This is a genomic window from Aerococcus sp. L_32 (assembly GCF_050689315.1).
On sequence record NZ_JBOEQF010000008.1, the window covers coordinates 19,189 to 29,137 of the forward strand.

Annotated in this window: 8 protein-coding genes; 6 read left to right on the plus strand and 2 right to left on the minus strand. The window is 39.7% G+C overall.

Translation table 11 applies throughout. The features are described from left to right. Positions 1-59: 59 nt before the first annotated feature. Both ACRCJ0_RS01490 and ACRCJ0_RS01495 read right to left on the minus strand, forming a co-directional pair. Positions 60-1,388 (minus strand): FAD-binding oxidoreductase, encoded by a 1,329-nt coding sequence (locus ACRCJ0_RS01490; RefSeq protein ID WP_069286324.1) that lies wholly within the window; start codon positions 1,386-1,388, stop codon positions 60-62. 105 nt (positions 1,389-1,493) lie between these two features. Then, the gene (locus tag ACRCJ0_RS01495; RefSeq protein ID WP_431389289.1) at positions 1,494-2,132 is read right to left on the minus strand and encodes a YigZ family protein; all 639 of its coding nucleotides are present in this window, start codon (positions 2,130-2,132) and stop codon (positions 1,494-1,496) included. Between the two features lie 149 nt (positions 2,133-2,281). On the opposite strand from ACRCJ0_RS01495, the gene ACRCJ0_RS01500 reads away from it, so the two are divergent. The 6 genes from ACRCJ0_RS01500 to prfB all read left to right on the plus strand — a co-directional run. After that, positions 2,282-3,223 carry a DegV family protein gene (locus tag ACRCJ0_RS01500; protein ID WP_431389290.1) on the plus strand — a complete coding sequence of 314 codons (942 nt, stop codon included), beginning with the start codon at positions 2,282-2,284 and terminating at the stop codon, positions 3,221-3,223. A 138-nt stretch (positions 3,224-3,361) separates the two neighbouring features. Continuing rightward, positions 3,362-4,735: a DEAD/DEAH box helicase gene (locus ACRCJ0_RS01505; RefSeq protein WP_431389291.1), complete on the plus strand. Its 1,374-nt coding sequence runs from the start codon at positions 3,362-3,364 to the stop codon at positions 4,733-4,735. Continuing rightward, complete coding sequence (locus ACRCJ0_RS01510) at positions 4,728-5,495, plus strand: ComF family protein (protein ID WP_431389292.1); 768 nt, start codon at positions 4,728-4,730, stop codon at positions 5,493-5,495. Before ACRCJ0_RS01505 ends, ACRCJ0_RS01510 begins: the two co-directional genes overlap by 8 nt. A 122-nt stretch (positions 5,496-5,617) precedes the next feature. Continuing rightward, on the plus strand, positions 5,618-6,202 hold the full coding sequence (gene hpf, locus ACRCJ0_RS01515; RefSeq protein ID WP_016897971.1) for a ribosome hibernation-promoting factor, HPF/YfiA family: 585 nt from the start codon (positions 5,618-5,620) through the stop codon (positions 6,200-6,202). A gap of 254 nt (positions 6,203-6,456) precedes the next feature. Then, on the plus strand, positions 6,457-8,838 hold the full coding sequence (gene secA / locus ACRCJ0_RS01520; protein ID WP_069286319.1) for a preprotein translocase subunit SecA: 2,382 nt from the start codon (positions 6,457-6,459) through the stop codon (positions 8,836-8,838). Positions 8,839-8,930: 92 nt separating this feature from the next. Next, a protein-coding gene (prfB, locus tag ACRCJ0_RS01525) for a peptide chain release factor 2 (protein ID WP_431389293.1) occupies positions 8,931-9,949 on the plus strand; the annotation gives its coding sequence in 2 pieces (ribosomal slippage) (positions 8,931-9,002 and positions 9,004-9,949; 1,018 coding nt annotated over the 2 pieces). This gene is flagged as partial in the annotation.

Below are 9,949 nucleotides of genomic sequence, written 5' to 3' on the forward strand. Positions count from 1 at the left end.
AATATATAGGCCATAGTCTTCCATCGTTATTGAGCTGAGCGGTCTCGCTCTCACCCTTGTTAGTCAAACATTTTTCCAGGGTTCAAAATGTTATTTGGATCCATGGCTTGTTTGATGGACTTCAATACTGCCATATATGCTTCGTCTTTGAAGTAAGGCAGATAAGCTTTTTTCTCTAAACCAATACCGTGTTCTGCGGATAATAAGCCACCTTGTTCAGCAACATATGGGAATAAATCATTTTCATAGTCGTGTTTAATTTGTTCCCAAGTTTCATCATCTTGATCACCGCGTAAGATACAAATATGAATATTGCCATCTCCTGCGTGACCGAAGAATCCAGTTTGGACATTATATTTATCTCCTAAGCGTTTACCTTCTTTAACTAGGTCTGTAAACAAGTGGTTAGGAACAACCGGGTCATACATTTTCCAGTCACCTTTAGAAACGATACCGTTCAAGACATTATCGCGGATGGTCCACATTTCGCTGGCTTCATCGTCAGAAAGTTCGCGCGCTTCAATTGCACCAGCTTTTTTTCCTAGGGCTTGGATAGCTTCAAGTTGGAAGGCTAAACCGTCTGCCGCATTGTCTGCTACAGTTGCCAATAAGAAAGCTTCGCCGTGAACCTCAGGCATTTTCTTGTTGATAAATTGTTCAGAATAGTGAATACCTGATTCTTCTAAAAGTTCTAAAGCAATTGGTTGAACAGGTGACTTCACAACTTCAAAAATAGCATCTGACACGCCGTCTAAAGAACTAAAACCGAGAATAACAGATTTCTCAAAAGCTGGCCGTGGTGTTAATTTCAATTGTAACTCTGTGATTACCCCGAGTGTACCTTCAGCACCGATAAATAGGTCTTTCAAATCATAAGCTGTTGCATCTTTTTTATTTAAAGAGCCAACGTGAATCAATTCTCCATTAGCTAATACCACATCATAACCACGGATATTGTCACGGGTCACACCGTATTTAATCGCGCGCATCCCACCAGCATTTGTAGATGCATTCCCACCTACTGATGCATTTTTATTACCAGGGTCAGGGGCATAGAAATAAGGCGTATTCTCTAGATAATCACGGATTTGAAATAAGGTTACACCTGCTTGAACTGTTAAAGTCAGCGTTTGCTCATCTAATGAAATAATGTTATTCATTTTCTCCAGGCTTAGTAACCAAGCATTATTGATAGGATAAGTTGCGCTCGTTAATCCAGTTTGACGACCGATAGTAATCGTGGGTTGCTTTCTTGCGTTGGCATCTTTGATAAATGCGACCACTTCTTCAGTTGAAGTGGGGAAAGCAATTAAAGATGCAGATCCCGGATCTTTTTCAACCATATATGTCTTCAAATACTTATCTGCAATTTGTTTTTCAATTTCCATAATAGTGCCTCCATTTGTAAGGGTTTACAATTATATTGTGCTCCAATCATCTTAAAAATGCAAGGCAAATTATACTAGTGGGTTTGCTTATAGTTGAAAAATAACTTAGTAACGAATTGGAATGTCTACATAGACTTGTTGACCAATAGCAAATTCAGCTTGGTCACTTGTTAGATTAACGATGTCGGCTTGAACTTGATCTACTAAATCAGACGGGACACCTAAATGATAAGTTACGTCAGCTAGGTAAGTTGTATCTAATAAGCTGTAGGGTGATTCAGCAATCCAATGTTCTAATTGACCAGTTAATGGGTAAGCAACTTTGATGTCTAATTGGGTTTGCAGCTTACGTTCTACTTGACCGATGGCATCTAACCCTTCAGACACTGCGGATGAGTAAGCACGAACGAGCCCACCAGCACCTAGTTTTGTACCACCGAAATAGCGGGTAACAATAACGATAATATTTTGTAAATTCCGCTGTTTTAAAACTTCTAGCATAGGGACGCCCGCTGTTCCAGAGGGTTCGCCATCATCTAGCGCTCGTTGAATCTCATTTTTTTCGCCAATTTGAAAGGCTACACAATTGTGAGTGGCTTTGTAGTGTTCTTTACGAATTTTTTGGATAAAAGCGTTGGCTTCCTCTTCATTGAAGACTCGTTGTGCATGGCAAATAAATCTGGACCCTTTCACTTCGATTTCGTGGCTACCGCCGCCTTCAACTACAGTCCGGTATTCAATCATTTGACTTGCCTCCTTGTTAATCATTTCTTTCCTTTGAGAGTAGCATATTTTATTATTTTTAGCTATTTGCCTGTCTTTTGTGTATATTTCACAAAGTTGAAGCGCTTTACTAGATAAACTTGTCGAATTTTATCCAGATGTTTGATAAAATGGCACTGAAGTTATTGTCAGTTGATCATTTTTCAAGTGGCAATCTGCAAAGTACAGGGATTAGAGGAGAAAATTATATGTCACTTGCCATTGTAACGGATAGTACTGCCTATCTTTCAGACGAATTTGTTAGTCGTCACGATATTACAGTTCTACCATTAACAATCACATTTTCAGACGGATCTTACCGTGACAATATCGACATCACGATTGATGAATTTTATGCCAAAATGGCGGCCTTAGATGAGATCCCAACAAGTTCGCAACCAGCGCCAGGCCTTGTCACAGAAGCCTTCGAGCGGCTAGCTGACAGTCATGATGAAATTTTGGTTGTGACCCTATCAAAAGGTATTTCTGGTACCTTCCAAACCTTTAGTATGATTGCAAGCGAAGTTGCTGAAGAAAAAAATGTTCGGATTGAAGTTTATAATTCCGATATTTCTTTGATTGGTCAAGGGTTATTCGTTCAAGAAACCGTTAAGTTGCGGGAACAAGGTCTAGGATTGATGGACATTCTGCCTAAACTAGACGCCTTGAAGCTAACTGCTGACGCATATTTCTCAGTGGAAGATTTAGGACACTTAGCTAAAGGTGGCCGTATCTCTGCTAGTGCAGCTGGAATTGGCAACCTATTACAAGTAAAACCAATCTTGCATTTTGAACAGGGAAAAATTGAGGTTTTTGAAAAAGTTCGTACCCATAAAAAGACAGTGAAACGGATGCTTGATTTATTTGAACAGGCTTATCAAGCAAATCCCCATTTAAGAGTGGCCATTGTCGGGGAAGATGATACCCCGCAAGTTCAAAGTTTGGTGACTTATATGACTGAAAATCACCCAGACTTAGATATGCAACGAACGCCAGTAGGCCCTGTTATCGGGACCCATCTTGGGCCAGCTGCCTATGCTTTAGTGTGGTGGCAAAATACTGATATTGACTAGAATAAGACTAGGTTTTACATGCATTAAAATTGCACTTATTTTTTTTATATTTAATTGAGATTAGGAAGTTTCCTGGTCTTTTTTTTTGGCGCATTTTGACATTTTTCCCGTATAAACTTCATAAGAGGGGGGATAAGGATGGAAGCAGTTAGCAACTTACTAAGAGGTCGACTCGTTACAGCCAAGGAAATTGACCAGACCGATGAGTCCATGGCCTCACTAGAAATTCCCGGACTACAGATTTTCCCTGCCATAGAGAAAAGCGGTTCACGGTTAACTTGTCTTCGTTGTGGTAACCGTACAAACTTTCATCAAAATATCTGTCAATGTGACTTAATAGAATGTCTTTACTGTTTGCAGTGTCTTAACTTTGGTAAATTGCGAACCTGCGATAAGCTCTATCACCTAGAAGAAACAGCAACAGCACATTACTGGAAAAGAAACCAATCTTATCTGGCGTGGAATGGGACCTTATCTGAGCAACAGGCTCAAGCTTCTGAAGAGATTTGTCAAAGCTACCAAACTGGTGGTCAACGTTTAGTTTGGGCAGTTACTGGTGCGGGTAAAACCGAAATGGTCTTTGAAGCGGTTAATCAAGCGCTGATGGCTGGAGGAAAAGTTGCACTAGCAACACCACGGATTGATGTTGCTAATGAATTGGCACCTAGGTTTAAAGCAGCTTTTCCTGAAGTAACTATTCAATTACTTCACGGCCAATCTGAAGAATCATATAGTGGTGCGGCTTTTACAATTGGGTCTACCCACCAGTTAATTCGGTTTAAAGCAGCTTTTGATTTGCTGATTATTGATGAAATTGACGCTTTCCCTTATGACGGTGACCCAATGCTATATTTTGCTTCTAATCGTGCTGTAAAAGAGACTGGTGCACAGGTTTTACTGACAGCAACACCCAATCCCAGCCATGAAAAACAAATCAAAGAGGGGAAAATGCCCGTGTCTATTCTCCCGGCACGTTACCATCGACACCGACTACCAGTTCCCGTCCACCGATGGGTAGGGGATTGGCAAAGCCTCATTCAGGCAGGTAAGGTGCCAATTGTCTTTAAACGCTTATTAAACCAACTATTAAAAAGGAGACGACGAGTCTTAGTTTTTATGCCGCATATCGACCGGATGTTGACCTTTGTTAAATTGTGTCAACAAGCGTTTGCTGAATACCGATTTGAATCTGTCTCTTCTAAAGACCCTGATCGAATTAGTAAAGTGCAAAATATGCGAGATGGACACTATGATTTTCTGTTTTCAACAACCATTTTAGAACGAGGGGTCACTTTCGCGAATATTGATGTCATTGTATTGGGGAGCGAAGATCAAACTTTTACCACAGCGGCGCTTGTGCAAATATCTGGGCGAGTAGGTAGAAAGCCTAAATGGCCTTTTGGAGATGTGTACTTTCTCCATTACGGGAAAACGAAAGCATCAAATGCTGCAATTCGGCAAATTAAAACGATGAATGAGCAAGCAAGAAAACGAGGTTTAATTGATGACTAATCTTTTTAAGACTTTGATGAATGATGAAAGCACAACTACTGATACAGTGTCAGCTTGTTTAATCTGTCAAAATATCTTAGATATTCACTTAACCTTATCGGATATCTTGTCTTTAGGTCGGATTCAACCAGCTCTTTTTTGCCAAGAATGTTTAAGCGGATTAGAAACTATTCCTATTAAAAATACCTGTAAACAATGCGGGCGGCCCGTTGTGGAAGGAATGGTAGTTGAAGTGAATGCAGAAGGATTTTGCAGTGATTGTCAAAGTTGGCATAGGTATCACAATTGGCATTTTAAGAATCAAGCATTCTACCAATATAATAGAATATTTAAAGATTGGTTAGTCGTTTTAAAAGGGCAGGGAGATATACGGGGCCGTTTTCTTTTTGCTCATGAATTAAGATCTGCTTATCGAAAAGATCAGAATGCGATTTGGGTCCCTATGCCTTCCTCTAGTGAGAAAGTAGCGAATAGAGGTTTCAATCAAACAGCCTTATTATTAGAAGCTGCACGTATTCCTTATAAGGATTTACTGATAAGTGAGGGGAATAAGGGGAAGCAAGCTTATAAAAATCGACAGAATCGGTTACGAGACCTTAATAAAATTAGGATTAATCCAGCAATAAGTCCATTAGACCAACGTCGACCTATTGTTTTATTTGATGATGTCTATACTACGGGCACCACAATGTTCTCAGCCTATAAAGCACTTGAATTAGCTGGCTTCAGTCAAATAAGCGGATTAACCCTTGCAAGATAATATGCATTTTTGAGAGTAGATTATTTGTATTGGTAAGCGGTTTCCATTATAATAAAAGTACTAATAAAGAAGCTATAGGAGCTTCACCAGTAATTTATTACTGGTAGAAAGGATGAAAGATTATGTTTACATACAACGTCCGCGGTGAGAATATTGAAATCACTCCAGCAATCAGAGAGTATGCTGAAAAGAAAATCTCTAAGATTGAACGGTATTTCACTGATTCACCAGATGCAACTGCATATGTAAATGCGAAAGTTTATCCGAATAAGGATGCTAAGGCAGAGGTTACAATTCCCTTATCAGGTGGTTTGACTTTACGTGCTGAAGAAACATCTCAAGATTTGTACGGTTCTATTGACCTTGTGGTAGATAAATTAGAACGTCAAGTACGTAAATACAAAACAAAAATGAATCGTAAACCTCGTGTAAGTGCTGGTTTACCAGGCGCCGTGGAGACACAAGTGCAAGCTGATCGCGTTGAGCAAGAGGCTGAAGAAGGGCATGACCCAATTAAGATTGTGCGTCGTAAAACCTTATCTGTGAAGCCAATGACTGCAGAAGAAGCGGTATTGCAAATGGAAATGCTAGGTCACAACTTCTTTATCTTCGAAGATGCTGAAACTGGTAAAGGTGCCTTGGTATATGCTCGTCGTAAAGGATCTTATGGTTTAATTGCCATTGAAGATGACTTAGAAGAAGCATAATCAAACAGAAAAATCTTATAAAACAACAAGCTCCGGTGTATGCTGGAGCTTTTTAATGCATTTAACTATTTTTCTAGCATATTTTGTAGAAATCTTGTAATTTCTGCTAAGGCTGTCCGTTTCTTGTTTTAATGACAAATTTTTAATGCTATCATATAATGGACGATAAATATATTGGGGATAGTGGGTAGCGCGATACCGCTGGACACATTAGCCCAAGATTTATACAAGTTTCTGAACCAAAGGAGAAAATAATGGCAAATGTTTTAAAAAAGGTTTTTGATAACCAAAGAAAAGATTTGAAAAAATTTGATAAAACTGCAAAACAAGTTGAAGCATTAGAGGATCGTTTTGCAAATTACACAGATGACCAATTAAAAGATATGACTAAGTCATTCCAAGAACGGCTACAATTAGGTGAAGACTTGGAAGATATTTTAGTGGAAGCTTTTGCTACAGTAAGAGAAGGTGCACGCCGTGTCCTTGGATTATTCCCTTACCACGTACAAATTATGGGTGGTTTGGCTTTACACTACGGAAACATAGCAGAGATGAAAACTGGTGAAGGTAAAACTTTAACAGCAACAATGCCAGTGTACCTGAATGCCTTAGCTGGTAAAGGCGTTCACGTCGTGACAGTCAATGACTACTTGGCAAGCCGTGACTCAGCGCAAATGGGTGAGTTATATACTTTCTTAGGCTTAACAGTGGGCTTGAATAAAGCTGGTATGAACAACGACGAAAAGCGTGAAGCATATGCAGCGGATATTACTTATTCAACAAATAATGAGCTTGGATTTGACTACTTGCGTGACAACATGGTCGTGTACAAACGCCAAATGGTGCAACGTCCTTTATACTTTGCGGTTGTCGATGAAGTGGATTCAATCTTAATCGATGAAGCGCGTACGCCGTTGATTATTTCCAACCAAGCAGAGCAATCAACAGCACTTTATCAACGCGCAGATTATTTTGCTAAAAGTTTAAAAGAAGAGGAAGACTATGTTATTGATGTTTCTTCTAAAACAATAGCCCTTACTGAAGCAGGTATTGAAAAAGCCGAAGATGTCTTCCATGTAAAAAACTTATACGACATGGAAAATGGCCGTTTAATCCACCATATTGATACAGCTTTGCGTGCTAACTACATCATGATTTTAAATATTGACTACGTTGTAGTTGATGGTCAAGTTAAAATTGTTGATGGTTTCACAGGTCGTATCATGGAAGGGCGTCGTTTTTCTGACGGGTTACACCAAGGTATTGAAGCCAAAGAGAACGTTGAAATTCAAAATGAATCAAAAACAATGGCGACAATTACCTTCCAAAATTACTTTAGAATGTATGAAAAGTTATCTGGTATGACAGGTACAGCTAAAACTGAAGAGGAAGAATTCCGTGAAATTTACAATATGAACGTTATTCAAATTCCAACCAATAAACCTGTTATTCGTGAAGATAAATCAGATATTTTATACCCTAACTTAAAGTCGAAATTCAATGCAGTTGTAAAAGATATCGCTGCCCGCCATGAGGCTGGACAACCAGTTTTAGTAGGTACTGTAGCGGTTGAAACTTCTGAAATGTTATCAGATGCTTTAACGCAATTGGGTATTCGACATAATGTGTTGAACGCTAAAAATCATGAACGTGAAGCGCAAATTGTTGCTGATGCAGGTCAAAAGGGCGCCGTGACGATTGCGACGAACATGGCGGGGCGAGGTACAGATATTAAATTGAGCCCCGAAGTAAAAGAACTTGGTGGCTTAGCTGTAATTGGTACTGAACGTCACGAATCACGCCGTATTGATAACCAGCTACGTGGGCGTGCTGGACGTCAAGGAGACCCAGGTTACTCACGTTTCTACTTGTCACTTGAAGATGACGTCATGCGCCGTTTTGGGTCAGAGCGTATCCAACAACTATGGGAAAGCTTAAATCTTGATCAAGATGATCCAGATATGGTGATTGAGTCTCGTATGATTACTAAACAGGTTGAAGGTGCACAAATTCGTGTTGAAGGGAATAACTACGATACCCGTAAAAACGTCCTGGAATACGATGAAGTGATGCGTCAACAACGTGATGTCATCTACGCACAACGTTTCGAAGTGATTTCAGCTGAAGAGTCATTGGATGACGTGATGTGGCCAATGATTGAGCGGACCATTAAACGCCAAGTGGAATTATACACTGCTGGTGACCGTGCTGATTGGAATTTAGAAGCGCTGGCTGATTTTGCCGAAACAACCTTATACCGCAATACGCAAGTAGACATTGATAACTTAGAGGGTAAAAGCCAAAAAGAAATTATTGCCTTTATTACTGATAAAGCGGCTGACCGTTTCAACCAAAAAATTGATTCAATCAATAACAAAGATATGGCCCTAGAATTTGAAAAAGTTGTTATCCTGCGTGCAGTTGACTCTCGTTGGACTGACCATATTGACGCTATGGACCAATTACGTCAAGGGGTTGGACTACGTGCTTACGCGCAAAATAACCCATTGGTAGAATACCAATCTGAAGGATTTGACCGTTTCAACGAAATGATTGCCGGTATTGAATATGATGCAACACGCATGTTCATGCAATCAGAAATTCGTCAAAACTTAGAACGTAAACAAGCTAAATAAGAGCATATTATGAACATCGGGACGAACAAGGCATTGACCGAGTAACATCATCATGCATGTTGGTCCCGTGTTTTTATTAGGAGCGATATAAGATGGAACAATATGAAATTAATAACTTACTAGAGCAAAATAAAACCCAAATTGACAGCTTCAGGGGGTCTCTTTGACTTAGAGAAAATGGAAGCAGATTTAGCTGAGTATGAAGCTGATATGGTTCAACCAGGTTTCTGGGATGATTCAGAAAAAGCACAATCAGTAATTGATGCGAATAACGCCTTGAAAAAGGTCTATGATGAATTCAATAATCTAGCGGATGAATATGAAGAATTGACACTTTTAAACGAAATGGTTAAAGAAGAACCAGATCCCGATTTATCTAAGGAATTAGTTAATCGAATACAAGCTTTTCAAGCTAAAATTAGCGCCTATGAGCGCAATATTTTACTAAGTGGCGAGTATGACCATAACGATGCCTTATTAGAGATTCATCCAGGTGCTGGTGGTACTGAGTCCCAAGACTGGGCTTCTATGCTACTTAGAATGTACCAACGGTGGGCAGACCAACACGACTATCAAGTAACCACACTAGACTTCCAAAATGGGGATGAAGCGGGGATTAAGTCTGTTACATTAGAAATCAAAGGGTTAAATGCTTATGGATTTTTAAAATCAGAAGATGGTATCCACCGTTTGGTGCGTATTTCACCATTTGACTCTAATAAGCGTCGGCATACATCCTTTGCTTCAGTGGAGATTATGCCAGTATTAGACCAAAATACGGAAATTGAAATTGATGAATCAGATATTGAAATGGACGTATTCCGCGCATCAGGTGCTGGAGGGCAACATATCAATAAAACATCTTCAGCAGTTCGGTTAACCCACGTGCCAACTGGTATTGTCGTGGCCTCACAAGGTCAAAGGTCTCAATTCCAAAATAGGGATACGGCTATGAAGATGTTACAAGCTAAATTAGCGCATTTACTAGCTGAAAAAAATGCCAAAGAATTAGATGAAATCCGCGGTGAAAAATCAGAAATTGCCTGGGGTTCACAAATCCGTTCTTACGTATTCCATCCATATAATATGGTAAAGGACCACCGAACTGACC

Excerpts from the sequence above, each read along its gene's own strand:
- ACRCJ0_RS01505 (WP_431389291.1), top strand. The coding sequence starts at position 3,362 with ATGGAAGCAGTTAGCAACTTACTAAGAGGTCGACTCGTTACAGCCAAG.
- ACRCJ0_RS01510 (WP_431389292.1), top strand. The coding sequence starts at position 4,728 with ATGACTAATCTTTTTAAGACTTTGATGAATGATGAAAGCACAACTACT.
- secA (WP_069286319.1), top strand. The coding sequence starts at position 6,457 with ATGGCAAATGTTTTAAAAAAGGTTTTTGATAACCAAAGAAAAGATTTG.
- ACRCJ0_RS01500 (WP_431389290.1), top strand. The coding sequence starts at position 2,282 with ATGGCACTGAAGTTATTGTCAGTTGATCATTTTTCAAGTGGCAATCTG.
- ACRCJ0_RS01490 (WP_069286324.1), bottom strand. The coding sequence starts at position 1,388 with ATGGAAATTGAAAAACAAATTGCAGATAAGTATTTGAAGACATATATG.
- ACRCJ0_RS01495 (WP_431389289.1), bottom strand. The coding sequence starts at position 2,132 with ATGATTGAATACCGGACTGTAGTTGAAGGCGGCGGTAGCCACGAAATC.
- hpf (WP_016897971.1), top strand. The coding sequence starts at position 5,618 with ATGTTTACATACAACGTCCGCGGTGAGAATATTGAAATCACTCCAGCA.